The sequence below is a fragment of the Mesorhizobium sp. RCAM 05099 genome (assembly GCF_059683685.1).
Genome location: NZ_CM185035.1, coordinates 5462535 through 5487372, shown reverse-complemented (window position 1 = coordinate 5487372; position 24838 = coordinate 5462535). Strand labels below are relative to the sequence as shown.

Sequence of the window (24838 nt, the reverse complement as noted above, 5' to 3'; positions counted from 1 at the left end):
TTTCCGTGTGCCACGGTCAGACGCGCGGAATCCAAGGCAGCGCACTTAAGCGCCTGGTAATTCTGTTGGGCGACAGTCCTAGGCGGCGATTGTCGGCCGCGATGGCCATTCTTCCAGATACCAACGTATGAAGGCAGCTACCCCCTCCTCGACACTGGTCCGAGGGCGATAGCCCGTAAGCGCCTCCAAGAGGCGAGGGTCAGCATAAGTCGCCTGCATGTCGCCAGCTTGCATCGGCTGCATCTTGCGGATAGCGCGTTTGCCAAGGCAGTTCTCGATTGTCTCGATGAAAGGCAGCAGCCCGACCGGTTCGCCGCCGCCTATATTGACAATACGCCACGGCGCCACGGGCGACAGCGTGTCGACGACACCGGGGCTGAACACCGGCCGGCCTGTCATCGGCGCGCATCCGACGAGCCGGACGATGGCTTCAACGAGATCATCAACATAGGTGAAATCGCGTTTCATCAGGCCTTCGCCGTACACTTCTATCGGGCGGCCGTTCTCGATCGCGTCGACAAATTTGAAGAGCGCCATGTCGGGTCGACCCCAGGGGCCATACACGGTGAAGAAGCGGAAGGATGTCGTTGGGATCTGGAAAAGATGCGAATACGAGTGGGACATCGCCTCCACAGCCTTCTTGGTCGCCGCGTAGAACGTCAGCGGCCAATCGGTCTTGGTAGTCTCGACGAACGGGATTTGTTCATTCGCGCCATAGACCGAACTGGTGGAGGCAAGCAGCAGATGTCTTGGCTTCAGATCACGGGCAAGTTCAAGGACGTTGAAGGAACCGACCAGATTGCTGTCGGTGTAGCTTCGCGGATTTTCGATCGAGTACCGCACGCCAGCCTGCGCGGCCAGATGGACAATCACATCGGGCATGGCCGAGTCTGCCGCCCGCCGGAGGGCATCCATGTCTTCCAACTGCCCGATATGGAAGCGGAAGGCGTCGTACCGCTGAAGCAAGGCATGTCGGGAATGCTTCAAGGCAACGTCGTAGTATGGCGTCATCCCGTCGAAGCCGGTCACGGAGTGACCTTCGTCCAGCAGGCGGCGCGCCAGATGGAATCCGATAAATCCTGCGGTTCCGGTGACGAAATACCTCATTCGGCGGCCGCGGCAAACACAGGACTATCCCCTGCCACTCCCTCGCCGACGTTAACGTATTCAAATCCATGCTTGCAGATATCTTCCCGCCTGTAGATGTTACGAAGGTCGACCACGACCTGCTTCGACATGGTGCGTGACAGCCGCGCAAAATCCAGGGCCCGAAACTGGTTCCACTCGGTGACAATCACCAGGGCATCGGCACCCTTGGCGCATTCATATGCTCCTTTCGCATACTCGACGCTCCCGCCAAGCATGAGCCGTGCTTGTTCCATGCCTTCGGGGTCATACACTCGAACATGCGCCCCGAAATCGATCAAAGCCTGGATAATCGAGAGGGAGGGCGCGTCCCGGACATCATCTGTGTTGGGTTTGAATGTGAGACCGAGTACGGCCACTGTCTTTGCTCGAACATTGCCGCCGCAGGCGAGCACGATCCTGCGGGCCATGGTGCGTTTTCGCTGGTCGTTCACGGCGACCGTCGTTTCGATTAGCCGCAGCGGCGCGCCGCTGTCTTGCGCCGTCTTGACGAGAGCCAGCGTATCCTTCGGAAAACAGGACCCGCCATAACCAGGGCCCGCATGCAGGAATTTCGGACCAATGCGGTTGTCGAGCCCGATGCCCCGCGCCACCTCCTGCACGTTCGCACCCACGTTCTCGCAGAGATCTGCAATCTCGTTGATGAATGTAATCTTGAGCGCCAGGAACGCGTTGGCCGCATACTTTATCAGTTCCGAGGTGCGACGTCCGGTGAACATGATCGGCGCCTGGTTGAGATAGAGCGGCCGGTAGACTTCCGCCATCACTTCGCGGCTGCGCTCGTCCGACGGCAGACCGATAACGATCCTGTCCGGCCGTTTGAAGTCGTCGATAGCAGCTCCTTCGCGAAGGAATTCCGGGTTCGACACGACGGCCACATCCGCCGCCGGATTGCAGCCGCGAATGATCCGTTCGACTTCATCTCCGGTTCCCACTGGCACCGTGGATTTGACCGCGACCACCGTAAAGCCGCGAACCGCTGCCGCGATTTCCCGCGCCGCCTCGTAAATATAGGAAAGGTCGGCATGACCGTCGCCTCGCCTCGAAGGCGTCCCGACGGCAATGAACACCACGTCCGCGTCCGCGACTGCCGGCGCGAGCGCGCTTGTAAAGGCGAGCTGCCCTGTCGCGGAATTCTTGGAGACAAGGTCTTCGAGACCTGGCTCGTAGATCGGCATTCTTCCAGCTTGAAGATCGACGATTTTGGCCTCTGCCTTGTCGATGCAGACGACTTTGTGACCAAAGTCAGCCAAGCATGCCCCAGACACAAGACCGACGTAACCTGAACCAACGATTGCAATGCGCATGAGCTCACTCTGATGATGACATCCTTCTTCGATTAAGCCAGCAGCGATCAAGAAAATGGAGCGCGAAATCGGATATGGCATTACCTCTTCCGAGACCGCCGCGATCTGAAAACCCCGGTAGGCGCCATTTGATTGCGCTAAATGCGGATAGCCTTCCAAAGGGGTTAGGCCCGCGCGACACCTCCCCGCCAAAACGTCAACGAAGGATATGTGCTCGGATACCTTCAGCACTTGTCGGCAAGCGCTGAAGGAAGGTGCTCACTGGGCTCCGTTTCCGTCCAGCGCCTTTACGAGGCTGCATTGAGACGCGGGATATTTCGCTGCGCTTGCGGCAGCAAACGCTTGATCTACGGCCGATTTCCGGCTCAGGCCATTATGCAGGAACATTTGCCCTTTTTTTCGAAACAGACCTCGTTGCTCGCAAAAGACGGCAGCTGACCAACCCGGGCCGCTCCGATCAACCGAATTGGACACGTACGAACAATCGTTGGGCCGGGACGATTTCTTCTGGCATCCTGCCAGGGCTTTTTGGGCTGCCTCTACGCCGGAGCGGTGTCCCCAAACTGCGGTCCAGCTCCCGTCTATTGATCCGGATATCGCTTCCCAGGCGTGTTTGCCAGGATCAAACCGCATCAACTGATCGAACTCTTTCTTCGTCAAAACGCTGGTCTGCGGCCGCTTCGTTTGCTTTTGCCATGCCCTTAAAGCGTCCAGTGTTCGCTGATCAATCTTGCCGTCCGGAATGCGAGACAGGAAATTACCCTCGAATAGCTTCGCCTGGGCTTGATAGACCTCTGTCTGGTTCAGCTGGGACTGCGCAACGGAGCGCTCCGACATCACCAGCAGCGCTAGGCAGAACGCGGCGATGCTGGCACGGCGACTTTCCATCTCTCTCTCCGCTCTGGCTATATCGGTTGCAGCTGTGCCCTCATTGCCGGCGGCCGCAATGGAACCCGCCATCGAGCGAGGCTCCATTGCGGCGGAAATGCCGGACAATCAAAGTGCGTAGTTGGCAGCACGGTTTGTCTTCGAACCATCACCTGCGGCGGCGATTGGTTTTGCGAAGAGGAAAGCCCCATCCCTGGAGACCAGATCCGCCGGCATCATCTGGAATTCGCGCTGCGAATGCGGGACATCCAATTCCCTGTCGACGATATGCCAGAGGTTGTCGAAGAACGACCCGTCGGCGAGCCGCAAACTTCCCCCCTTCAGCGGCTTCGTGGACGAGAAAACCGTTGCGGGATTGGCCCACATGTCGGCGATCGCCACGTCGTAGTAACCAGGATGGACGGCGTTCGGCTTGATGATGGCGAAGGGCGTGTTCTTTTCAGGCCAGCCTATCCGTCCCACGGTCAGGCATTCGCCTGGCTCGGGCAATCTTGCCTTCACCAGATAGGCCAGTGCCGCATCGATGCCTCCGATTTCCGAAACGACGTGTGCCGTCAATCCCGCGCGGGCCAATTGCATCAGCTCTCTGGCCTGTTGCTCGTAGATACCCGCCAATGTCAGGAAAGCCAGCCATTGCTGGTGCGGGCAGTCATCCTTGGCCTGGCAAAGAAGTCGCCCTGCCTCCAAGGCAGATTCGATCCTTCTTTTGTCCGCTTCCGCGAACGCTTCCCGCGCCGGGCGAATGTGTTCGGCTAGCTCCATCAGTTCCTTTGAAATGTTCTTCATTTCCTCCCTCTCCCGATCGATATCCAGCCTGCACCTTATTATTACGTTGGTTTGGCGTTGCGTAGAACTCGTCCAAGGGTACTGTGCGAGATGCTATCGAGGCTCAACCAACCTATTCTGTCGGGCATGGCTCCACTTTTGGCTGTAGCTGCCTGTTGACCTTCGTGCCGACCTTCTACTGATGAACTCCGCATGTCGGGCATGGTAAGTGCTGACGCGGCAAGCCGTTGCTTGGGATGTCGTGCCTCATATTTATGCAGGCGCCTGTTCCCGGTGGTAGAGTATGAGCGATTGAAATGAGGCCGACCTTATCATTTCGGGGAGGGGACCTACCCGACCTGACCTAAATATCCGCGCACTAAGTGGTAGTCGCACGACCTCAGGAATTCCGAATGGCGATGAAGGATGAAATGCCACTGGGCGAATAGACGTAGTGGCAGGGATCGTTCAAACAGCTTGCGCATACAAACCGCTTCGAGCCATAGCGGATGCAATCTTGGTTGAGTGAGAGGGACTTCCCTGAACTCGATGACCGCAGCATTCGTAACCATAGCACCCGCTCCTGCGGGGTGGCGGTTCAGACAGCCGAGTGTCATTCCGGGTTTCGGATTGACGCTCGGCTTCTCGCTTGCCTACCTGACGCTGATCATTCTCATTCCCTTGTCGGGGCTGGTCTGGCGCTCGGCCGCACTTGGCTGGACCGAGTTCTGGGCCATCGCCGCCGACCGGCGCACCGTCAACGCGCTGGAGATCAGCTTCGGCACCGCCTTCGTTGCGGCGGCCGTCAACGTCGTCTTCGGCACGCTCGTCGCCTGGGTTCTGGTGCGCTACCGCTTTCCCGGCCGCCGCATCGTCGATGCCATGGTCGACCTGCCCTTCGCGCTGCCGACGGCGGTGGCCGGCATCGCGCTGACCACGCTCTACGCGCCCAACGGCTGGATCGGCAAACTGCTGATGCCGCTCGGCATCAAGGTCGCCTACACGCCGCTCGGCATCGTCATCGCGCTGGTCTTCATCGGCCTGCCCTTCGTCGTGCGCACCGTGCAGCCGATCATGGAGGAGATCGACAAGGAGGTGGAGGAAGCCGCCGCCACGCTTGGCGCCAGCCGCTTCCAGATCATCACCCGCATCCTGTTTCCGGGCCTGGCGCCGGCCATCGTCACCGGCTTCGCGCTGGCTTTCGCCCGTGGCGTCGGCGAATACGGCTCGGTCATCTTCATCGCCGGCAATCTGCCCTACAAATCCGAGATCGCGCCGCTTCTGATCGTCATCCGGCTTGAGGAATACAATTACCCGGCGGCGACCGCGATCGCCGCGCTCATGCTGGCCCTGTCGTTCGTCATGCTCCTGGTCGTCAATCTGGCGCAGTCATGGAGCCGCAAGCGCTATGGCTGATCCCGAGATCAAATCCTACGAACCGCACCATGAGAGCCAGTCGGCGGCGGTGACCGAAAGCCGCCCGGCGCAGGCCGTGCTGATGGCCATCGCCTTCGCCTTCCTCGGCATCTTCCTGCTGCTGCCGCTGATCGTCGTCTTCAACGAGGCGCTGGCCAAGGGCATCGGCGCCTACACCGAGGCGCTAGGCAATCCCGACACCCGCTCGGCGATCCGGCTGACGCTGCTGGTGGCGGCGATCGCGGTGCCGCTCAACATCGTCTTCGGCCTCTCCGCCGCCTGGGCCATCGCCAAGTTCGAGTTCAAGGGCAAGGCCTTCCTGACCACGCTGATCGACCTGCCCTTCTCGGTTTCGCCGGTCATATCGGGCCTGGTCTATGTGCTTCTGTTCGGCGCCCAGGGGCTGCTCGGCGGCTGGCTGAAGGCGCATGGCATCGTCATCCTGTTCGCCGTGCCGGGCATCGTGCTGGCCACCATCTTCGTCACCTTCCCCTTCGTCGCCCGCGAACTGATCCCGCTGATGCAGGAACAGGGCAGTGGCGACGAGGAGGCGGCCCTCTCGCTTGGTGCCAATGGCTGGCAGGCCTTCTGGTATGTGACGCTGCCCAACGTCAAATGGGGGCTGCTCTACGGCGTGCTTTTGTGCAACGCCCGCGCCATGGGCGAGTTCGGCGCGGTCTCGGTGGTGTCGGGCCACATCCGCGGCCTGACCAACACCATGCCGCTGCATGTCGAGATCCTCTACAACGAGTACAACGCCGTCGGCGCCTTTGCCGTCGCTTCCTTGCTTGCCGGCCTGGCGCTCGTCACGCTGGTCTTGAAAACACTTCTGGAGATGCGCTACGGCGCCGAGATCGCCGCGGCGCGCGGACACTAGATGCCTGTCGCCCAAAAGTGTGTAGCGGTTTTGGGACAATGACAGGCATCGCCTGCTGAGGGACTGTAGATGGAAGTTCGCGTTGCCAACGTGCGCAAGGAGTTCGAGCGGTTTCCGGCGCTCCACGACGTCTCGCTCGACATCAAGTCGGGCGAGCTGATCGCGTTGCTGGGGCCATCCGGTTCCGGCAAGACGACGCTGCTCAGGCTGATCGCCGGGCTGGAGCGGCCGACGCGGGGAAAGATCTTCTTCGGCGACGAGGACGCCTCGCACCGGTCGATCCAGGAGCGCAATGTCGGCTTCGTCTTCCAGCACTATGCGCTGTTCCGGCACATGACGGTGGCCGACAATATCGGCTTCGGCCTGAAGGTCCGGCACGGACCGTCGCGCCCGCCGGCGCAGGAGATCCGCCGCCGTGCCTCCGAGCTTCTCGATCTGGTGCAGCTTTCGGGGCTGGAGAAGCGCTATCCGGCGCAGCTCTCCGGCGGCCAGCGCCAGCGCGTGGCGCTGGCGCGCGCCATGGCGATCGAACCCAAGGTGCTGCTGCTCGACGAGCCGTTCGGCGCGCTCGACGCGCAGGTGCGCCGGGAACTGCGCCGCTGGCTGCGCGATATCCATGACGCCACCGGCCACACCACCGTCTTCGTCACCCACGACCAGGAAGAGGCGCTCGAGCTTGCCGACCGTGTCGTGGTGATGAGCCAGGGCCGCATCGAGCAGGTCGGCACCGCCGACGACATCTACGACACGCCGAACTCGCCGTTCGTCTACGGCTTCATCGGCGAATCGAGCTCGCTTCCCGTCAAGATCGACAATGGCGAGGTCTGGATCGCCGACCGGCCGATCGGGCTTGCCGCGCCCAACCAGCCCCCGGGCGAGGCGACGCTGTACTTCCGCCCGCACGATGTCGAACTGCTGGATGGCTGCAGCGGCTGCATCGTCGGCACCGTGGCCGCCAGCCGCCGCGTCGCCGGCACCGGGCGCGTCGAGCTCGAAATCGGCGGCGACCGCCAGCGGGTCGAGATCGAACTGCCCGTCGACCATCCCGCCGCGCAGAAAAGCCGCGTCGCCTTCCGACCCGGTCGATGGACCCTCTTCCCGGCGTCGTCGACTACGATCCAGAGTCGCAAGCTGGCGCTGGCGAGCTCCAAGAAACGGTTTTCGGAAAGAACGCCCGAGCGGCTAAAGTCCACCACGCGCGCCGCCTGAATTGAACCGCTCATCGCGTCGGCTTCAAAATCGACGCTTCTTGGTCTCCGGCGCCGGCGCCAGCATCGTGAATGCGCGTCCAATCTCGTGATCGCCCTCAGCCACGATGGTTGCGGAGATCAGGACATGTTCTTTTTGCAGCAAGACGGAATGGGTCATTGTCCCGGTGGCCATCATTGTCGTCGAATAGCCTGCGATGGACCAGCCTGAGGCAAGAAGACGAGTAAGCTTGTCGTTCGGGTGTTGTTCTCCAGCCATACAGTTCCTCCGGGTAGGCCGAGAATTACGGAGGTTCTGTGCAGATGCAAGCACTGCCTCGCTCCCGGACCGAGGCCAATACCACGGTACAATCGGGTCACCATTATGTTGATTCAACCGACAGCACGGGCATCGGGGGCGGAGAAGCTCGTTTGGAAGCTTCTCCTGTTCCCGTCAGCAGGCCTTACTGGGGCTTGTAGATCTGGTCGAATATACCACCGTCGCCGAAATGATAAGGCTGGGCCTTCTTCCAGCCGCCGAAAAGCGGATCGTCGATGGTGATCAGCTTGATTGGCGGCAGCTTGGCGAGGTCCTCGGCCGGCACCAGGTCTGGCTTGGACGGACGATAGTGGTTCCCGGCGATGATCGTCTGCGCTTCCTTGGAATAGAGCCAGCCCAGATAGGCTTCGGCGACCTTGCGCGTGCCCTTGGCGTCGACATTGGCGTCGACCACCGCCACCGGCGGCTCGGCCAGGATCGAGGTCGGCGGGTAGACGATGTCGAAATTGTCGGCGCCGAACTCGTCGAGCGCCAGATAGGCCTCGTTCTCCCAGGCGATCAGCACGTCGCCGAGGCCTTTTTGCGCGAAGGTTACGGTCGAGCCGCGCGCGCCGGTGTCGAGCACCGGAACATTGGCGTAGAGCTTGCCGACGAATTCCTTGGTCTTGGCTTCGTCGCCGCCATCATTGGCGTTGGCGTAGGCCCAGGCGGCAAGATAGTTCCAGCGCGCGCCGCCCGAGGTCTTGGGGTTGGGGGTGATCACCTGGACGCCGTCCTTGACCAGGTCGTTCCAGTCGTGGATGGCCTTGGGATTGCCCTTGCGGACAAGGAAGATGATGGTCGAGGTGTAGGGCGCCGAGTTGTTGTCGAATTTGCCGCGCCAGTCCGCATTGATCTTCTTCGACTTGGCGACGATGGCGTTGATGTCGCCTTCGAGCGCCAGCGTCACCACATCGGCGTCGAGGCCGTCGATCACGGCGCGGGCCTGGGCGCCCGATCCGCCATGCGATTGCTGGATGGTGACCGTCTCGCCGGTCTCGGCCTTCCAGTGCGCGGCGAAGGCCTCGTCATAGGCCTTGTAGAGCTCGCGTGTCGGATCGTAGGACACGTTGAGGATGGTGGTGTCGGCGAACGCGAAACCGAGCGTGCCGAACTGGACAGACGTGGCGACCAGCGCGCCGAGCAGTTTCCGGAAATGAGGTTTGGTCATTTCTGCCTCCGTTGAACCCGCGCCAAATCTACCAATAAGATGCATTCATCCTAATGGGCAAATATGCCGGACCAGCTACTCCAAAAGTGGAGTCCTGGCCGGGATACCCGCCAAAAAGCGGCCGCACGCAATTCTGGTCTGTCTATTGCGCCCGCAATCCCGAGAGCAACCAGTGCATCGATTTGATGCGAAACTACCAGCGTGCAGCGTGCCAGCGCATTGGCGCTACGATCCATCACCGTTCAAAAACTGTGTGGATGGCGGCAGGAGGTTACCAGCGGGATTTGAGATGAAAGGACGGTCGCCAGCAATTGCGCGGGCGTTCTGGATGGAAGCTGCTCCGTGCTGAGGACCTGGAATACCTGCCCGCCGTGACCAAGGCCGGTCGCGCTGCAACCAGGTCTTTTTTGCGGGAAGAATGTCCCCGTCACAATCGTTTCTGCAGGTTTGATGGGCAATGGGGCTGGAAGAAATGTCTCGAAATGACGCAGAGCTATGCGCTCGGGCGAGTGCACGTGGCATCACGATCTATCAACGTTCAAAGACAGTGTGGATTGCGGCGGGAAGCCATCGGGGGCGGGATTTTGAAGTGAAAGGACGGTCTCCAGCAATTGCTCTCGCATTCTGGGTAGAAGCCGCCCGGTATAGAGGCACGAGAATATAGAGCCGTCCGTCCTCGTTGGACGAAAATTGGTCGGCGCCAGTTCGGAACTCTTGCCCTGACGCTGAGCAGGGAAGTCGGATGCAAGTAACTCGAGAGCCGTTAAGAGCTGATCCGCACCCACTTCCCGTTGGCGGACTGGGATTGGCGGGCAAAGTAATGGTACGAAGTGCGTGACCAGTCCCTGATCACGCTGCCGCGGTTATCCAGAATCAAGTCTCCCTTGTCGGTTCGCACGGTGAGCACCGTGTGACCTTCGCCGCCGAGCGTCGCGACCGTCAGGAGCAAGGCGGAAGCCGGCCATCCACGCTTCAAGAGCTCGCTCTTTTTCAGGATCGCGATATCCTCGCAGTCGCCCTGTTTGGTCGGCACGCGCCAATCGTCGACGCTGCCCGCCGTGACGAGGTCACTGCGCTCCTCGATCCGGCGATTGACGGAGGTGTTCACGGCTTCGAGTTCGGCTTTGCGTGCCGGCGTCAGCGTCACCAGCTTGATCTGCCCGCCAGTGCTGCAGAGTCTTGGATGGCTGGTGCAGAAAACACGAGCGGCCGGCGGTGGGAATGCATACCCCTTTGTGACCATCATCGCATTGGTTGTCTGCATGGTTTCACTGCAACCAGTTGCCACCATGGCTACGGCAACAAGCGTAGCGAAACGCATCACGTACCGTCTCCTTTAGTTGTCAACTTAACGAACAAGCCTCGCAGAATATGGTTAATCAATCCTTAAAAAGGTATTTTCGGCTCAATATAAATAACAATATGTTACCGAATTGTAGAAATTGGTTGATAGCGCCCTGGTTTGGGGCCATGTGCGCTTTCCGTTGGAGGAAGAAATGTCGCGATACCTGGTTTGGGGGGGAAGGACTCATTCGACCTTGCTCATTTCATCTGCTCTTCTGGCCGCGAGTTGGGCGAGTTCCACAGCAGCACAGGACAATATTCGGCCGCGGCTGACAGCAGCCCAATGCCAACCACTTACCGACGCCAACTATGCGCAGTGTTGTATCGCGATCAATCGCAGGAGCATCCTTTCGTCGGACCAAATCGAGCAATGCCCACCCCTCACAACCTCGCTGATCGCGGCAACGCTTGCACGTCTCGGCGACAGCAACGTTCCCGGCGGTGTAGATGATTCCAGTGCCGGTGATTCCGGCGGCAAGGGCGGCGATTCCGGTGGCAAGGGTGGTGATTCCGGCGGCAAGGGTGGTGATTCCGGCGGCAAGGGCGGCGATTCCGGTGGCAAGGGTGGTGATTCCGGTGGCAAGGGTGGCGATTCCGGCGGTAAGGGCGGCGATTCCGGCAGTGGTTCCGGCAACTAGGGTTCCGGGTGTTGCCGAAGCGGCTGTCGGGGGCATCACTTCACGCCCAGCCCCCCGTACGGCGAGGCTGTGCTCCAATACTGCCGGTTGAAGATCCGGGGCCTTCGATGGCCCCGGAAGTCTAATAAGTCTGGGCCGATGAGGCCTTGGAAAAAAGCGTTCCGTAGTCGAGCGCTTTCAGTTGCCCGACGCCATCCAGCACCATGCTGCCCGCGACATAGACAATGACCGCAAGGCCGAGCCAGCCGATCCAGCGGTATCTGGCCAGCAGCGCCGCCACCAGCGTCGATGCGACCGCCATCAAGACCACCGACAGGATGAGACCGAAGATCAGCGCATCCATGTCGTCGCTTGCCGCCCCGGCCACGGCGAGCACATTGTCCAGCGACATCGAAACGTCGGCGACAATGATCTGAATGATCGCGGTGCGGAGTGCCTTGGCTGGTCGTTTTGCCACAAGGCTGGCGGTGTCGGGATCGACGTTTGTGCCGTTTCCGTCATCGGCATCGCCGGCGGACCGCAATTCCTCGAACATGTTCCAGCAGACCCAGAACAGCAGCAGGCCGCCGACAAGCATGATGCCCGGGATTTCCAGCAATTGCACCGCCACCACGGCAAAGACGATACGGATCACCGCCGCCGCGGCAATGCCGGCCACGATCGCCTTCTGGCGCAGGTCTCTTGCCAGGCCGGCCGCCGCCATGCCGATCACCACGACATTGTCGCCCGAGAGAACGAGATTGATGGTGATGACTTCCAGATAGGCTGCGATCGTCGCCTGGTCGATCTCAAACGGCATCAGGCAAGCTCCGCTGGGGGAATCCGCTGGCAAGCAGCAGGCCCACCGCCAGCATTGCCCGAAAAAAGTAGCAGCATGCCGGTCAGGCTCATCAAACAAAACACCGGCAATGTGACATCCCCCGCCCCGACGACGTCCAGCAAGATGGCTGGATCGTACCATATGGATATGATGGATATGGTGCTTCGCGTCCGAGAAGATAGGGGGAGGCCGTGTCCACCGAAGTGGGTGCGACGCAAAGCAGGATGCCGTGGACGTCAAGCGATGGAAAAGCCGCCGCCGATCGGTCGGCAGCGCTTCACCACATCATGAAGCGACGTTCGCGTCACCTCGCGCAGGCTGAGATTGCTCAGGGGACCGTCTGCGTTTGCTGTGTGGGCAGTGCCGCCGCCAGGCGGCTCGCCCACTCCTCGATGCCCGACCTTGTCGATAAAAGGTCCTGCCGGATTTCGACGAGGACGGCGGGGATGCCGCGATCGTCGCCATGGATGGGGACGGCGTAGTCGGCGTCGCGGCTGATCACATAGGGCACATTGGCCGCGACGTCCGTTTGGCTCAGAAATCAGATACGCTTTCCCAGACGGCGTCCGGCACCACCACCAGCTTGCCGACGAAATCCTTGGCGATGAAATCCGCCTGCGCGTGGTGGAAATCGGAGAGCTTGTAGACGCCGCCGACCAGCGGCCGGATTTTCTTCGCCTCGATGTATCCAACGATGCGGCGAAAATCGGCCCGCGTGCCCTGGCTCGAACCATGCAGCTGCAACTGTTTCAGATACATGGTCCTCAGATCGAGCTGCACGACCGGACCGGCAATCGCGCCGGCGGTGGTGTAGCGGCCCTCGGGCCGAAGGATGCGCAGCAGGTCGTTGAAGATCGCGCCACCGACGAGGTCAGCCACGACGTCGATAGGTCGGCCGCCCGTCGCCTCGTTCACGGCTTGCGGCAGGTCGGCGACGCCACGGGCGATCACCGCCTCGGCGCCGATGTCGAGCACCGCCTGTTCCTTGCCCTTGCCGACGACGGCATAGGGAATGGCGCCGCGCGCCCGCGCCAGTTGCACGATGCCGGAACCGACGCCGCCCGAGGCGCCGGTGACCAGCACACGCTCTCCGGCCTTCAGGCCGGCGCGTTCCAGCATCTGTTCGCCGGTGAGGTAGGCGCAGCAGAAGGTGGCGAGCTCTACGTCGCTCAAGTTCGTGTCGACGACATGGGCGTTCTCGGCCGGCACGGCCTGATACTCGGCGTAACCGCCGTCGCGGCCATGGCCCGTATAGTCGATGTCGGCCAGCGAATCGTCGTCGCGGTTGTAGATGGAAAAATCGACCATCACCCGTTCGCCGATGCGATCAGGCGAAACGCCCGTGCCGACGGCAACGATGGTACCGACCGTGTCGGTGCCCTGGATGCGCGGGAACGTCAGCGTGTTGCCTTGGCGCCGCCAGTCGACACCGCTGCCGCGTCCTCTTCCGTGCCATAGGCGCCCTGGCGCACCCAGACATCGGTGTTGTTCATGCCGCAAGCGGTGACTTTGACCAGCGCTTCGCCGGGAGCCGGCACTGGCACTTTGACATCGGTGCGGTAGACGAGTTTTTCTGGTCCGCCGTGCCCGGTGAGCTGCACGGCGGCCATGGTGGCGGGGAGGGGTTTGGTCATGGCATTCACAGGTCGATTTCAGAGATTGGCAAACACGCTCTTCACCGCGTCGGCGGTCTTGGCCACCACGATGTCGGCCTCTTCACGCGTCAGGCAGAGTGGCGGCGCAAAACCGAGGATATCGCCCTGCGGCATGGCACGGCCAATGACGCCGCTTGCCGCAAGCGCTGTCGCCACCTGCGGACCGATCTTCTGCGAGGCGTCGAAGAACACCCGGTCGTCCCGGTCGGCGACGAACTCGACCGCCGCCAGCATGCCGTCGCCGCGCACGTCGCCGACGTTTTTATGGCCGCCGACGGCCTTGGCGAGCTCCGCGCGGAAATAGGCGCCGGTCTCGCGGGCATTGGTCACTAGGTCCATTTCGTCGATCAGTTCGAGATTGGCGACGCCGGCGGCAACGCAGATCGGATGCGCCGAATAGGTCCATCCATGGCCGAGCGAACCGAGCTTGTCGGAACCCTCGACCAGCACCTGCCACATCTTGTCGGCGACAATGACGCCCGACAGCGGCGCATAGGCCGAGGTCAGGCCCTTGGCGATGGTGATCAGGTCGGGCTTGATGCCGTAATGGTCGGAGCCGAACATGGTGCCCAGCCGGCCGAAGCCCGTCACCACCTCGTCGGCGACCAGCAGCACATCGTACTTCTTCAGCACCGCCTGGATTTTCTCCCAGTAGCCGGCTGGCGGCGGCACGATGCCGCCGGTGCCGAGGATCGGCTCGCCGATGAAGGCGGCGACGGTTTCCGGACCCTCTGTCAGGATCATCTCCTCGAGCTTGTCGGCGCAACGCTGCGAGAACTGCTCCTCGCCCATCGAGCGGTCGGCGCGGCGGAAATAATAAGGCGCCTCAGTGTGCAGGATCGGCGCGCGCGGCAGGTCGAAAGCGTTGTGGAACAGGTCTAGCCCGGTCAGCGAACCCGTCATCACGCCGGAGCCATGATAGCCGCGCCAGCGCGAGATGATCTTCTTCTTCTCCGGCCGACCGAGCACATTGTTGTAGTACCAGATCAGCTTGATGTTGGTTTCGTTGGCATCGGAACCCGAGAGACCGAAATAGACCCTCGACATGCCCTTCGGCGCGCGGTCGATGATCATCTTGGCAAGCGTGATCGAGGCCTCGGTGCCGTGACCGACATAGGCGTGATAGTAGGCGAGGTTCTTGGCCTGGGCTGCGATCGCATCAGCAATCTTCTGGCGGCCATAGCCGACATTGACGCAATACAGCCCGGCGAAGGCATCGATGCTCTTCCTGCCATTGCTGTCCCAGACGGTGACGCCTTCGCCGCCGGCCATGATGCGGGTCGGGCTCTCGCCGCGCGCATGCGTGCCCATATGGGTCGAGGGATGGAAGAAGTGGTCGCGGTCCCAGGCGGCGAGTTCGTTGGACTGGTCGAGCATTTTTTGACTCCTTGAAAGGTCCGGGTGGGGTCTAGGCCACATCCAGACAGAGATATTTGAGATCGGTGAAAGCCTCGAGCCCGTGGCGCGAGCCCTCGCGGCCAATGCCGGACTGCTTGACGCCGCCGAACGGGATCGGCGCGCCGGTGATCTTGACGCGGTTGATGGCGACCATGCCGTAGTCGAGCGCGCGGCCCATGCGTTGCTGGCGGGCGCCGTTCTCGGTCACGACATAGGCGACCAGGCCATATTCGGTGGCGTTGGCGCGGCCGATCACCTCATCCTCGCTGTCGAAAGGCGTCACCGCCGCGACCGGCCCAAAAGTCTCCTCGCGCATGATCAGCGCTTCGTCGGCGACATCCACCAGCAGCGTCGGCTGGTAGAACAGTGGCCCGGCCTGGTGCCGCGCACCGCCGGTGAGACAGCGCGCGCCGCGGGTCAGCGCATCGGCGACCTGCGCCTCGACCTTCTGGACGGCGCGCTCATGCATCAGCGGCCCGATCTCGATTTCCTGCGCAAGGCCGTTGCCTGTCCGCAATTTTTCGATGCGCGCGGTGAAGGCGGCGCAGAAGCGATCATAGATCGGACGCTGCACATAGATGCGGTTGGCGGCGAGGCAGTCTTGGCCCGACGTGGCGAATTTGGCGTCGATGGCGATGCTCACCGCTTTATCCAGATCGGCATCGGTAAAGACGATCAGCGGCGCGTGGCCGCCAAGCTCCATCACCAGCCGCTTCATCGTCGCGGCACTTTGCGCGGCGATCAGCCGGCCGATCTCGGTCGAGCCGGTGAAGCTCATGGCGCGAACACGCGGGTCCTCGCACATCCGGCCGACGATCGTCGAGGCCTTGCCGGTGACGATGTTGAAGACGCCCGCCGGCAGGCCGGCGCGCTCGCCGAGTTCGGCCAGCGCCAGTGCCGAGAGAGGCGTTTCCGAAGACGGATGCGCGACGATGGTGCAGCCGGCGGCAAGTGCTGCGGCCGCCTTGCGGGTCAGCATCGCCGACGGGAAATTCCACGGCGTGACGACACCGACGACACCGAGCGGTTCACGCCGCACGATCATTTCGGCGTTTGGCAGATGGCTGGTGACGCTCTCGGCGTTCAGGCGCTTGGCCTCCTCCGCATACCATTCGACGAAGGAGGCGGCATAGTCGATCTCGCCCAGCGATTCCTGCAGCGGCTTGCCCTGTTCCAGCGTCATCAGCAGGGCCAGATCATCCTTCGCGGCGGTGATCAGCTCGAACCATTTTCGCAGAATCCTTGAACGCTCCTGCGGCAACAGCGACCGCCACGGCGGGAAGGCCCGCGCGGCGGCGTCGATCGCTTTTGTCGTTTGCCGCGCATCCAGCGCGGCGACGAAGGCGACGGTGGTGCCGGTCGCCGGATCGGTGACCTCGAAGCTCTCGGCCGCCTCGCTCGCCGTCCAGTGGCCGTCGACATAGGCAAGCTCACGCAGCAGCCGGCGGTCGGCGAGGCGGTCGAGCGCCTCGTGGCGGTGCGAACGGGCAAAATGCGCGGACATCATCGGCTGCTCCCGGTTGGGGTGATGCCGCAAGAGTAGGTCTGTCCCGCGAAGGAAAGAGGCTGTTTAAGCGCCGGTGCGTAGAGAGATTATCTCTATTGCGTGGCCCATGCAGATGATCTCTCTCGGATGTTGCTACATCTGTACCGGCAACAGATCGGCCACCGGCAGAACGGTCTCGTCCTTCACCGTCTTGATGACGATGTAGGTGAAGTAGCGGTCGATGCCGATTTCGCGCTCGAGCAAGCCGTCGACTAGCCGTTGATAGGCGTCGATGTCGCGCGCCATCACCTTCAGCACATAGTCGACGCCGCCGCCCACCGACCAGCAGGCGACGATCTCGGGGATGTCGCGGATGACGCGCTCGAAGCGGTCGAAATCGGCCTGGCGGTGGTTGGCCAGCGTCACCTCCATCAGCACTGTGGCAACGGGTGCCACGACGCGCATGGCGATCCGGGCGTGATAGCCCGAGACGATGCCGGCCTTCTCCAGCTTGCGCAGCCGCATCCAGCAAGGCGTCGGCGACAGCCCGACCTGCTCGGCCAGCGCCAGCTTGGTGATGCGTCCGTCACGCTGGATGGCTTCGAGGATTTTCAGGTCGATCGGGTCGAGTTTCGCTGATGTCATCGGCGTCCACTTTTTCGTCCACCGCACCATGACGGCGCATTATTTCGATTGTCAATTGCACTGATTTCGATCTCTAATAAGTCATGACATTGTGGCAACCCGATCCCGCGCTCATCCGGCGGCCAGCCTATCAATCGCTGGCCGACCAGTTCGCGCGCGCCATCCATGACGGGCGCCTTGCCAATGGTGCGCGGCTGCCGACCCATCGCCGGCTGGCCGACGATTTGAAACTGTCGGTGCAGACGGTGAGCCGCGCCTATGAGGAACTGATCCGGCGGGGCCTGATTTCGGGCGAGATCGGTCGCGGCAGCTTCGTCCAGACACAGCGCCGCGAGCCGGAGCCACCCTATCTGCCCGAGCGGCTGGGCGAGGTTATCGATCTCTCGATCCTGAAGCCGGTCTGCGAGCCGATGCATCTGGATCGGCTGAAGCAGGCGCTGGGCTGGCTGGCCGAAAACCTGCCGTCGAGTTCGGCGCTCTCGTTCCGGCCCAACATGGTGTTTCCGCGCCACCGCGCGGTGGCGGTCGAATGGCTGAAGCTGTGCGGCCTCGACATCTCCGCGCAGAACATCAGCCTGACCAACGGCGCCACCGCCGGCATGACGGTGGCGCTGATGAGCGTCGCGCCGCCCGGCTCGACCGTCGCCACCGAGGCGATCGGTCATCACACGCTGGTACCGCTGGCGCGCTATCTCGGCTTCAACCTCGAAGGCCTGCCAATCGACGGCAATGGCCTGATCCCCGAGGCGCTGGACGAGGCCTGCCGGCTTTCCGACATCCGCGCGGTGTTCGTGCAGCCGTCGGTGATCAACCCGACGGCGACGCTGATGGATGCCTCGCGGCGCGAGCAGATCGCAGCCGTCGCGCGCAAGCACGACATCGCCATCATCGAGAACGATGTGCTGGGTCCCCTGGTCGAGGACCGGCCGCGGCCGGTTGCGGCCTTTGCGCCGGAGCGTACGCTCTACGTTACCTCGTTCACCAAGATCACCGTGCCCGGCCTGCGCATCGGCTATCTCGCCGCTCCCGACCGCTATGTCGCGGCCGTCGCCAACCGGCATCTGGTTTCCAACTGGATGGCGACTCCGCTGGTGGCCGAGATCGCCACCAAATGGGTGACCGACGGCACCGCGATGGAACTTGTCCGCTGGCAACGCACGGCGCTGCGGCGGCGGCAGGACATCGCCGCCGAGGTGCTGGCCGGGGTCGACTATCGCGCCCGCCGCGACGGGCTGCATATCTGGCTGCAACTGCCCTCCGATCGCACCGAGGAGAGCTTTGTCGCCCAGGCACGGCTGCGGGGCGTGGCGATCGCGCCCGGCACCTCCTTCCGCATCTCGGACGCGCCATGGCATCCGGCGGTGCGCATCTCGCTGGGTTCGACGACGGAGGGGGAACTGCGTGCCGGCCTCGGCGTTGTCACCAAGCTGTTGCTTGGCGATCCGGAGCACCTGTTGCTCGCAATTTAGCGAGTGCGCGTTATTCGGGTAATGCCGGCCTGCGAAAGTCGGCCTCCTCCGCTTCCGGTACGAAAGTACGCTCCGTTCCGGTTCTCGGAGGCCGCCATTCTCGGCCCGGCCTGATCCGAATCTCGGCGCACTCGTGCACCTGCTGCCGAATAATTGTGCGGAATGGGAAATATTGTCATGATATTATTTTCCCAATTGACATGATTTGGCGTGTTCCGCATCGTTAAGGGCACAGGCTTCTCCAGCACGGGGAAATTCATTTGTCCGCAACCGCGCCCATCATCAAGATCGACGGCATCTCGAAGAGCTTCGGCAGCTTCAAGGTGCTGGACGGCCTGTCGATGCAGGTCATGCCACGCGAGAAGCTGGCGCTGATCGGCCCGTCCGGCTCGGGCAAGACGACGATCCTGCGCATCTTGATGACACTGGAGCGCATCGATGGCGGCCACATACAGGTCGACGGCGAGCACCTCTATCACATGGAGCGCAATGGCCAGTTGCTGCCTGCCGACGAGCGCCATCTGGCCAAGATGCGCCAGAAGATCGGCATGGTCTTCCAGCTGTTCAACCTGTTTCCACACAAGAGCGTCATAGACAATGTCACGCTGGCGCCGATGCTGACCAAGGGCATGCCGCGCGCCGCCGCTGAAAAGCGGGCGATGGAACTGCTCGAGATGGTCGGCATGGCCGACAAGGCCAAAGCGATGCCTGCGCAGCTGTCCGGCGGCCAGAAGCAGCGCGTGGCGATCGCTCGGGCGCTCGCCCTGCAGCCGAAGATCATGCTGTTCGACGAGGTGACGTCGGCGCTCGACCCGGAACTGGTCGAAGAGGTGCTCAACGTGTTGTGGCGGCTCTGCGCCGAGACCGACATGACAATGCTGCTGGTCACCCACGAGATGGGTTTCGCCCACGACTTCGCCGACCGGGTTCTGTTCTTCGATCGTGGAAAGATCGTTGAGGAGGGCAAGCCCGACGAGATTTTCCGTCATCCCAAGCAGGAGCGCACGCAAGGCTTCCTGAAGAAGATCATCGCGGCTGGACATCGCGTCTGACCGCCATGCCCGAGGCGGCAACGCCGTCCTCAAGGGCGGCGAAGCCGTCCCGTAACAAAACCAAGACAAGAAACAAGGAGTTGGGAACAATGAAGAAACTTGGCATTCTGGCCGGCGTCGCCGGCCTTGCACTGGCGGCGGTGCTGGCCGCCTCGAGCGCGGGTTCGGCCGACGACAGCAAGCTCGAACAGTTGAAGGCGCAAGGTTTCGCCCGCGTCGCCATCGCCAATGAGCCGCCCTATACGGCGGTCGCCGCCGACGGCAAGGTTTCGGGTGCCGCACCCGATGTGGCGCGTGAGATCTTCAAGCGTCTTGGCGTCAACGACATCGTCGCCTCGATCTCCGAATATGGCGCGATGATCCCGGGCCTGAAGGCCGGGCGCTTCGACGTCGTCACCGCCGGCCTGTTCATGAAGCCCGAACGCTGCGCGGCGGTCGCCTATTCCGAGCCGGTGCTGTGCGATGCCGAGGCGATGCTGGTGAAGAAAGGCAATCCGAAAGGCTTCAAGAGCTATGAGGATGTCGCCAAGGACGCGACTGCCACGATTGGCGCGCCCGGCGGCGGCACCGAGGAGAAGCTGGCGCTCAATGCCGGCGTGCCGCGCGAACGTGTCATCGTCGTGCCGGATGGGCAGAGCGGCGTGAAGATGCTGCAGGACGGCCGCATCGACGCTTATTCGCTTCCCGTCCTGTCGATCAACGACCTGGTCAAGAAGGCCGCCGATCCGAACCTCGAAGTCATCGCGCCGGTGCAGGGCGCGCCGGTCTATTGCGACGGCGCCGCCTTCAAGAAGGGCGACGAGGCGTTGCGCGACGCCTACGATGTCGAACTGGCCAAGATGAAGAAGTCCGGCGAGTTCGCCAAGATCATCGAGCCCTACGGCTTCTCGGCGGCGGCTGCGATGTCGACGACGCGCGACAAGCTCTGCGCGGCCAAGTAGGCGCTGCCCATCACCCTCTCCCGTGAAGGACGGGGAGAGGGGGCGCCAACGTTGGAGCTGTCCCTTCTCCCCGTCCTTTACGGGGAGAAGGTGCCGACAGGCGGATGAGGGGCGGCTCCGACGTTCGATGATGATCGGTAAGGAAAACTCAACTTCATGACCCAGTGGTCCGGCTATCTCGGCCTGATATTGCAGGGAGCGCTTGTCACCATCGAGCTGACGCTGATGGGGTCGGTGCTTGCCTTGATCATGGCCTTTGTTGCCGGGATGGGGCGGCTGTCGCGTTTCTTCGTGCTGCGCGCGCTGGCCACAGCCTATATCGAGTTCTTCCGCGGCACCTCGATCTTCGTGCAGTTGTTCTTTGCCTATTTCGTGTTGCCGCTGGCGGGCGTCGAACTGACCCCGTTGCAAGCCGGCGTGCTGGCACTGGGGCTCAATGTCGGCGCCTATGCCGCCGAAGTGGTGCGCGGCGCTGTGCAGTCGATCGGCCGCGAACAGCACGAGGCTTGCATCGCGCTCAATCTCGGCCGCTGGCAAGGCATGCGCCACGTCATCCTGCCACAGGCGTTTCTGGTGATGCTGCCGACCTTCGGCAACAACGCCATCGAACTGCTCAAGGCGACCGCCGTCGTCTCGCTGATCTCGCTCGCCGACCTCACCTTCCAGGCACAGGTGGTGCGCGCCCAGACCGGCAACACCATGGTGCCGTTCAGCACCATCCTGATCATCTATTTCATCCTCGCACTGCTCATTTCGTGGGGCGTCCGCTCGCTGGAACGCCGCTTGGCGCGCGGCCTCGACGGGGTGCGCGTCTGATGGAGTGGGATTGGAATTTTGTTTGGGAAATCATGCCGACCCTGATCCAGGGGGTGAAGATCACCATCCTGGCGACGCTGCTCGGCTCGGTTCTGGCGGCGATCGTCGGGCTGGGCATCGCACTGGCGCGCCGCTCGCCCAACAAGGCCTTGTCACGTACGGTCGGTTGGGCGGCCGAATTCATCCGCGGCACACCGCTTCTGGTGCAGCTCTATTTCATCTTCTACGTGCTGCCCGACATCGGCATTCTGCTGCCGCCGCTCGTCGCCGGCGTCATCGGTCTCGGGCTGCACTACGGCACCTACACGGCCGAGGTTTATCGCGCCGGCATCGACAATGTGCCGCGTGGCCAGTGGGAGGCCGCCAAGGCGTGCAATCTCAACGCCAGGCAAACCTGGACCCACATCATCATTCCGCAGGCCATTCCGCCGATGATCCCGGCGCTGGCCAATTATTTCATCGCCATGTTCAAGGAAACGCCGCTGCTGTCGGCGATCACCGTGCTGGAGCTAATGAACCAGGCGAAAAGCGTCGCCAATACTTATTACCGCTATATCGAGCCGATCACGCTGGTCGGCGCTTTCTTCCTCGCCATCAGTCTTTGCTCGGTCGTGCTGCTGCGCTGGCTGGAACGCCGCTACGGCAAGATCGAGAGGTAATCCGTGAAACCCTTGCCTGAGATAAAGATCCATCCGGGACGGCCCGTGCTCGATGATCGTCCGCTGGAGCGGCGCGTCGGCCTGATCATCCTTGCCACCGACCACACGACCGAACCGGACTTTCGCCGCATGGTGGCGAGCGAGCGGATCGGCGTCTATGTCGCGCGCATCCCCTACGCCAATCCGACGACGCCACAAAACCTGCGCAAGATGCAGCCGGCGCTGACGGCCGGCGCGGCGCTGATCCTGCCCGACGAGAAGCTCGACGCCGTCTGCTATTCCTGCACTTCGGCCTCGGTGGTGATCGGCGATACCGAGATCGAGGCGGCGATCCAGGCCGCCAAGCCCGGCGTGGCCGTCGTCACGCCGCCAATGGCTGGCGTGCGTGGGCTGAATGCATTCGGTGTGCGCAGGATCAGCATCCTCACGCCTTACACCGTCGAGACCAGCAGGCCGATGGCGGCCTACTTCGCGGCGAAAGGGTTCGAGATCGCCAGCTTCACCTGTCTCGGTTTCGAGGACGACCGCGAGATGGCGCGCATCGCACCGTCTGCGCTTGTCGATCTCGCGCGTCAGGCGACACACGCGCGGGCTGACGCATTGTTCGTGTCCTGCACGGCGCTGCGGGCCGCGCTCGCGGTCACCGGGATGGAACAGGCGATCGACCGCCCGGTGGTCACCAGCAATCAAGCGACCGCCTGGAACTGCCTGCGTCTTTGCGGCGACAAGACAGCCCATCCCGAGTTCGGTCGTCTGATGACGCTGCCGCTGCCGCGCGATTGACGATCATGGCACAGGTTACTCCCAACGACATCGACGCCGCGCGTGAACGCATTGCCGGCAAGATCGAGCGCACGCCGACCGTGATATCCCAGAGTCTTTCCGATCGTCTTGGCGTCCCGGTCCATCTCAAGCTCGAACACCGCCAGATCACCGGCAGCTTCAAATTGCGCGGCGCCTCGAATGCCGTCGCTTCGCTGAACGCGGAGCAGAAGGCGCGCGGCGTGGTTGCGGCCTCGACCGGCAATCACGGTCGGGCGCTGGCGCATGCGGCGAAGCTTGGAGGCATGCGCGCGGTGATCTGCATGTCGCGGCTGGTGCCGGGCAACAAGCTCGACGAAATCCGCCGCCTTGGTGCCGAAATTCGTATCGTGGGCAACAGCCAGGACGATGCCCAGCAGGAAGTCGAGCGGCTGGTGGCGCAAGAGGGGCTGGTCATGCTGCCGCCCTTCGACCATCCGGCGATCATTGCCGGGCAAGGCACGCTCGGCTTGGAGATGCTCGAGCAGGCCCCGGATGCCGCTCTTGTCCTGGTGCCGCTGTCCGGCGGCGGGCTGGCCGCGGGCATTGCCGCCGCCGTCAAGGGCGTCAGCCCCAGGACAAAGGTCATCGGCGTCTCGATGGCGCGTGGCGCGGCGATGAAGGCCAGCCTCGATGCCGGCCGACCGATATTGGTGGAAGAATTGCCGACGCTGGCGGATTCGCTCGGCGGCGGCATCGGCCTCGACAACCAGCTGACCTTCGCCATGTGCCGCGACCTGCTCGATGATGTCATCCTGCTCACCGAGGACGAAATCGCCGCCGGCATACGCCACGCCTATGCGCAGGAGCGCGAGATCGTCGAAGGCGCCGGCGCGGTCGGCATCGCCGCACTGCTCGCCGGCAAGGTCAACGCAAACGGGCCGGTCGTCGTGCTGCTCTCGGGCCGCAACATCGATATGGGTCTGCACCGGACAATCGTCTGCGGCGAGGCGTTGGCAACTTCGGAGCGCGCGGCATGAGCCGGATGACCATCCTCACCGAAGCCGAATTGCGCAAGATCGTGACGCTCGATCTCGACGCCGTCGCTTGCGTCGAAAACGCCTTTCGTGCGCTTGCCACCTTGACGGTGGCGATGCCGCCGATCCTGCGGCTCGACATCCCAGAGCATCGCGGCGAGGTCGACGTGAAGACCGCCTACGTGCCCGGCATCGACGGCTTTGCCATCAAGATCAGCCCCGGCTTCTTCGACAATCCGAAGCTCGGCCTGCCCAGCGTCAACGGCGTGATGGTGCTGTTGTCCGCCAAGACAGGGTTGGTGGAAGCGCTGCTGCTCGACAATGGCTATCTCACCGATGTCCGCACGGCCGCAGCTGGAGCGGTCGCGGCCAAGCATCTGTCGCGGCCGGATTCGGCTGTCGCCACGATCTTCGGCGCCGGCGTGCAGGCCGGATTGCAGCTGGAAGCACTCATGCTGGTGCGGCCGATCGCCGAGGCGCGTATCTGGGCGCGCGATGCCGTCAAGGCTGAAGCCGCGGCCGGCGCCTTGCGCGAAAAGCTCGGCATCGTCGTGCGTGCCGAACCCGATGCGGCGGAGGCAGTCGCCGGCGCCGACATCGTCGTCACCACCACGCCCTCGACCGAGCCGGTGATCAAGGCCGGCTTCGTCTCTGCCGGGCAGCACATCACCGCGATGGGCTCGGACGCCGAGCACAAGAACGAGATCGCACCGGCCATCCTGCGCATGGCCGATCTCTATGTCGCCGACAGCGCCCGCCAGACAAGGCGGTTGGGTGAGCTGCATCACGCCATCGCGGCGGGCGTCATGGCCGCCGACGAACAGGTGACCGAACTCGGCCAGATCATCGCCGGCGAACGACATGGGCGGCGTTCGGCCAGCGACATCACCATCGCCGACCTGACCGGCACCGGCGTGCAGGACACCGCGATTGCCACGCTCGCTCGCGACCGGGCGCGCGCGGCCAATTCCGGAACGATTTTCGAAAGCTGATGCTGGCCGCAGGAGCATGATCCGGAAAAGTGGAAACCGGTTTTCCGAGAAGATCATGCTCAAGCAAAA

The 24838-nt window shown here is 62.7% G+C and carries 24 protein-coding genes and 2 pseudogenes; 11 read left to right on the top strand and 15 right to left on the bottom strand.

Annotated features, from left to right (window positions below; all coding sequences use genetic code 11):
• Positions 1 to 78: 78 nt before the first annotated feature.
• From AC56QQ_RS27115 to AC56QQ_RS27100, 4 genes are all read right to left on the bottom strand, one after another.
• Complete coding sequence (locus AC56QQ_RS27115) at positions 79 to 1107, bottom strand: NAD-dependent epimerase/dehydratase family protein (protein WP_497124050.1); 1029 nt, start codon at positions 1105 to 1107, stop codon at positions 79 to 81.
• Positions 1104 to 2453 (bottom strand): UDP-glucose dehydrogenase family protein, encoded by a 1350-nt coding sequence (locus AC56QQ_RS27110; protein WP_489863644.1) that lies wholly within the window; start codon positions 2451 to 2453, stop codon positions 1104 to 1106. The genes AC56QQ_RS27115 and AC56QQ_RS27110 overlap by 4 nt, the downstream gene beginning before the upstream one ends.
• A 258-nt stretch (positions 2454 to 2711) precedes the next feature.
• Positions 2712 to 3413 (bottom strand): hypothetical protein, encoded by a 702-nt coding sequence (locus AC56QQ_RS27105; protein ID WP_497124049.1) that lies wholly within the window; start codon positions 3411 to 3413, stop codon positions 2712 to 2714.
• 36 nt (positions 3414 to 3449) lie between these two features.
• Positions 3450 to 4127, bottom strand: a complete 678-nt coding sequence (locus tag AC56QQ_RS27100) for a hypothetical protein (RefSeq protein WP_489859975.1) — start codon at positions 4125 to 4127, stop codon at positions 3450 to 3452.
• A 528-nt stretch (positions 4128 to 4655) separates the two neighbouring features.
• On the opposite strand from AC56QQ_RS27100, the gene cysT reads away from it, so the two are divergent.
• From cysT to AC56QQ_RS27085, 3 genes are all read left to right on the top strand, one after another.
• Positions 4656 to 5522: a sulfate ABC transporter permease subunit CysT gene (gene cysT, locus AC56QQ_RS27095; protein WP_497124048.1), complete on the top strand. Its 867-nt coding sequence runs from the start codon at positions 4656 to 4658 to the stop codon at positions 5520 to 5522.
• Entirely contained in the window at positions 5515 to 6399 is an 885-nt protein-coding gene (cysW, locus tag AC56QQ_RS27090; protein WP_489862171.1) for a sulfate ABC transporter permease subunit CysW, read from the top strand. The genes cysT and cysW overlap by 8 nt, the downstream gene beginning before the upstream one ends.
• Positions 6400 to 6468: 69 nt before the next feature.
• Positions 6469 to 7608 (top strand): sulfate/molybdate ABC transporter ATP-binding protein, encoded by a 1140-nt coding sequence (locus tag AC56QQ_RS27085; RefSeq protein ID WP_497124047.1) that lies wholly within the window; start codon positions 6469 to 6471, stop codon positions 7606 to 7608.
• A gap of 24 nt (positions 7609 to 7632) precedes the next feature.
• Here AC56QQ_RS27085 and AC56QQ_RS27080 read toward each other — a convergent pair whose 3' ends face one another.
• From AC56QQ_RS27080 to AC56QQ_RS27030, 11 genes and pseudogenes are all read right to left on the bottom strand, one after another.
• Complete coding sequence (locus tag AC56QQ_RS27080) at positions 7633 to 7866, bottom strand: hypothetical protein (protein WP_489859979.1); 234 nt, start codon at positions 7864 to 7866, stop codon at positions 7633 to 7635.
• 184 nt (positions 7867 to 8050) lie between these two features.
• On the bottom strand, positions 8051 to 9076 hold the full coding sequence (locus tag AC56QQ_RS27075; protein WP_497124046.1) for a sulfate ABC transporter substrate-binding protein: 1026 nt from the start codon (positions 9074 to 9076) through the stop codon (positions 8051 to 8053).
• A 763-nt stretch (positions 9077 to 9839) separates the two neighbouring features.
• Entirely contained in the window at positions 9840 to 10397 is a 558-nt protein-coding gene (locus AC56QQ_RS27070; protein ID WP_497124045.1) for a transglutaminase-like cysteine peptidase, read from the bottom strand.
• 226 nt (positions 10398 to 10623) lie between these two features.
• The gene (locus AC56QQ_RS27065) at positions 10624 to 11094 is read right to left on the bottom strand and encodes a hypothetical protein (protein ID WP_497124044.1); all 471 of its coding nucleotides are present in this window, start codon (positions 11092 to 11094) and stop codon (positions 10624 to 10626) included.
• Between the two features lie 85 nt (positions 11095 to 11179).
• Positions 11180 to 11857: a YjbE family putative metal transport protein gene (locus AC56QQ_RS27060; RefSeq protein ID WP_497124043.1), complete on the bottom strand. Its 678-nt coding sequence runs from the start codon at positions 11855 to 11857 to the stop codon at positions 11180 to 11182.
• Positions 11858 to 12029: 172 nt separating this feature from the next.
• Positions 12030 to 12148: pseudogene (tcuB, locus tag AC56QQ_RS27055) on the bottom strand (tricarballylate utilization protein TcuB); the annotation flags it as partial.
• Between the two features lie 58 nt (positions 12149 to 12206).
• Entirely contained in the window at positions 12207 to 12389 is a 183-nt protein-coding gene (locus AC56QQ_RS27050; RefSeq protein WP_489859985.1) for a hypothetical protein, read from the bottom strand.
• Positions 12390 to 12412: 23 nt separating this feature from the next.
• A pseudogene (locus AC56QQ_RS27045) lies at positions 12413 to 13488 on the bottom strand (alcohol dehydrogenase family protein).
• 42 nt (positions 13489 to 13530) lie between these two features.
• A complete protein-coding gene (locus AC56QQ_RS27040; RefSeq protein ID WP_497124042.1) occupies positions 13531 to 14910 on the bottom strand; it encodes an aspartate aminotransferase family protein in 1380 nt (459 codons plus the stop codon).
• A 31-nt stretch (positions 14911 to 14941) separates the two neighbouring features.
• Positions 14942 to 16435 carry an NAD-dependent succinate-semialdehyde dehydrogenase gene (locus tag AC56QQ_RS27035; protein WP_497124041.1) on the bottom strand — a complete coding sequence of 498 codons (1494 nt, stop codon included), beginning with the start codon at positions 16433 to 16435 and terminating at the stop codon, positions 14942 to 14944.
• Positions 16436 to 16570: 135 nt separating this feature from the next.
• Entirely contained in the window at positions 16571 to 17062 is a 492-nt protein-coding gene (locus tag AC56QQ_RS27030; RefSeq protein ID WP_091586046.1) for an Lrp/AsnC family transcriptional regulator, read from the bottom strand.
• Between the two features lie 83 nt (positions 17063 to 17145).
• On the opposite strand from AC56QQ_RS27030, the gene ehuR reads away from it, so the two are divergent.
• From ehuR to eutC, 8 genes are all read left to right on the top strand, one after another.
• Positions 17146 to 18531 carry a MocR-like ectoine utilization transcription factor EhuR gene (gene ehuR, locus AC56QQ_RS27025; RefSeq protein WP_497124040.1) on the top strand — a complete coding sequence of 462 codons (1386 nt, stop codon included), beginning with the start codon at positions 17146 to 17148 and terminating at the stop codon, positions 18529 to 18531.
• A 260-nt stretch (positions 18532 to 18791) separates the two neighbouring features.
• Complete coding sequence (ehuA, locus tag AC56QQ_RS27020) at positions 18792 to 19583, top strand: ectoine/hydroxyectoine ABC transporter ATP-binding protein EhuA (RefSeq protein ID WP_497124039.1); 792 nt, start codon at positions 18792 to 18794, stop codon at positions 19581 to 19583.
• Between the two features lie 89 nt (positions 19584 to 19672).
• The gene (ehuB, locus tag AC56QQ_RS27015; RefSeq protein ID WP_497124038.1) at positions 19673 to 20524 is read left to right on the top strand and encodes an ectoine/hydroxyectoine ABC transporter substrate-binding protein EhuB; all 852 of its coding nucleotides are present in this window, start codon (positions 19673 to 19675) and stop codon (positions 20522 to 20524) included.
• Between the two features lie 156 nt (positions 20525 to 20680).
• Positions 20681 to 21340 (top strand): ectoine/hydroxyectoine ABC transporter permease subunit EhuC, encoded by a 660-nt coding sequence (gene ehuC / locus AC56QQ_RS27010; RefSeq protein ID WP_497124037.1) that lies wholly within the window; start codon positions 20681 to 20683, stop codon positions 21338 to 21340.
• Positions 21340 to 21999, top strand: coding sequence for an ectoine/hydroxyectoine ABC transporter permease subunit EhuD (gene ehuD, locus AC56QQ_RS27005; RefSeq protein ID WP_497124036.1), 660 nt, complete (start codon positions 21340 to 21342; stop codon positions 21997 to 21999). The genes ehuC and ehuD overlap by 1 nt, the downstream gene beginning before the upstream one ends.
• Positions 22000 to 22002: 3 nt before the next feature.
• Positions 22003 to 22782, top strand: a complete 780-nt coding sequence (eutA, locus tag AC56QQ_RS27000) for an ectoine utilization protein EutA (RefSeq protein ID WP_497124035.1) — start codon at positions 22003 to 22005, stop codon at positions 22780 to 22782.
• A gap of 5 nt (positions 22783 to 22787) precedes the next feature.
• Entirely contained in the window at positions 22788 to 23780 is a 993-nt protein-coding gene (eutB, locus tag AC56QQ_RS26995; protein ID WP_497124034.1) for a hydroxyectoine utilization dehydratase EutB, read from the top strand.
• On the top strand, positions 23777 to 24769 hold the full coding sequence (eutC, locus tag AC56QQ_RS26990) for an ectoine utilization protein EutC (RefSeq protein WP_497124033.1): 993 nt from the start codon (positions 23777 to 23779) through the stop codon (positions 24767 to 24769). The genes eutB and eutC overlap by 4 nt, the downstream gene beginning before the upstream one ends.
• Positions 24770 to 24838: the final 69 nt, after the last annotated feature.

What these genes read in the sequence shown, in the direction of transcription:
- AC56QQ_RS27115 (WP_497124050.1), bottom strand. Translation starts at nt 1,107, where the DNA reads ATGAGGTATTTCGTCACCGGAACCGCAGGATTTATCGGATTCCATCTG.
- AC56QQ_RS27110 (WP_489863644.1), bottom strand. Translation starts at nt 2,453, where the DNA reads ATGCGCATTGCAATCGTTGGTTCAGGTTACGTCGGTCTTGTGTCTGGG.
- AC56QQ_RS27105 (WP_497124049.1), bottom strand. Translation starts at nt 3,413, where the DNA reads ATGGCGGGTTCCATTGCGGCCGCCGGCAATGAGGGCACAGCTGCAACC.
- AC56QQ_RS27100 (WP_489859975.1), bottom strand. Translation starts at nt 4,127, where the DNA reads ATGAAGAACATTTCAAAGGAACTGATGGAGCTAGCCGAACACATTCGC.
- cysT (WP_497124048.1), top strand. Translation starts at nt 4,656, where the DNA reads ATGACCGCAGCATTCGTAACCATAGCACCCGCTCCTGCGGGGTGGCGG.
- cysW (WP_489862171.1), top strand. Translation starts at nt 5,515, where the DNA reads ATGGCTGATCCCGAGATCAAATCCTACGAACCGCACCATGAGAGCCAG.
- AC56QQ_RS27085 (WP_497124047.1), top strand. Translation starts at nt 6,469, where the DNA reads ATGGAAGTTCGCGTTGCCAACGTGCGCAAGGAGTTCGAGCGGTTTCCG.
- AC56QQ_RS27080 (WP_489859979.1), bottom strand. Translation starts at nt 7,866, where the DNA reads ATGGCTGGAGAACAACACCCGAACGACAAGCTTACTCGTCTTCTTGCC.
- AC56QQ_RS27075 (WP_497124046.1), bottom strand. Translation starts at nt 9,076, where the DNA reads ATGACCAAACCTCATTTCCGGAAACTGCTCGGCGCGCTGGTCGCCACG.
- AC56QQ_RS27070 (WP_497124045.1), bottom strand. Translation starts at nt 10,397, where the DNA reads ATGCGTTTCGCTACGCTTGTTGCCGTAGCCATGGTGGCAACTGGTTGC.
- AC56QQ_RS27065 (WP_497124044.1), bottom strand. Translation starts at nt 11,094, where the DNA reads ATGCCCCCGACAGCCGCTTCGGCAACACCCGGAACCCTAGTTGCCGGA.
- AC56QQ_RS27060 (WP_497124043.1), bottom strand. Translation starts at nt 11,857, where the DNA reads ATGCCGTTTGAGATCGACCAGGCGACGATCGCAGCCTATCTGGAAGTC.
- AC56QQ_RS27040 (WP_497124042.1), bottom strand. Translation starts at nt 14,910, where the DNA reads ATGCTCGACCAGTCCAACGAACTCGCCGCCTGGGACCGCGACCACTTC.
- AC56QQ_RS27035 (WP_497124041.1), bottom strand. Translation starts at nt 16,435, where the DNA reads ATGTCCGCGCATTTTGCCCGTTCGCACCGCCACGAGGCGCTCGACCGC.
- AC56QQ_RS27030 (WP_091586046.1), bottom strand. Translation starts at nt 17,062, where the DNA reads ATGACATCAGCGAAACTCGACCCGATCGACCTGAAAATCCTCGAAGCC.
- ehuR (WP_497124040.1), top strand. Translation starts at nt 17,146, where the DNA reads ATGACATTGTGGCAACCCGATCCCGCGCTCATCCGGCGGCCAGCCTAT.
- ehuB (WP_497124038.1), top strand. Translation starts at nt 19,673, where the DNA reads ATGAAGAAACTTGGCATTCTGGCCGGCGTCGCCGGCCTTGCACTGGCG.
- ehuC (WP_497124037.1), top strand. Translation starts at nt 20,681, where the DNA reads ATGACCCAGTGGTCCGGCTATCTCGGCCTGATATTGCAGGGAGCGCTT.
- ehuD (WP_497124036.1), top strand. Translation starts at nt 21,340, where the DNA reads ATGGAGTGGGATTGGAATTTTGTTTGGGAAATCATGCCGACCCTGATC.
- eutB (WP_497124034.1), top strand. Translation starts at nt 22,788, where the DNA reads ATGGCACAGGTTACTCCCAACGACATCGACGCCGCGCGTGAACGCATT.
- eutC (WP_497124033.1), top strand. Translation starts at nt 23,777, where the DNA reads ATGAGCCGGATGACCATCCTCACCGAAGCCGAATTGCGCAAGATCGTG.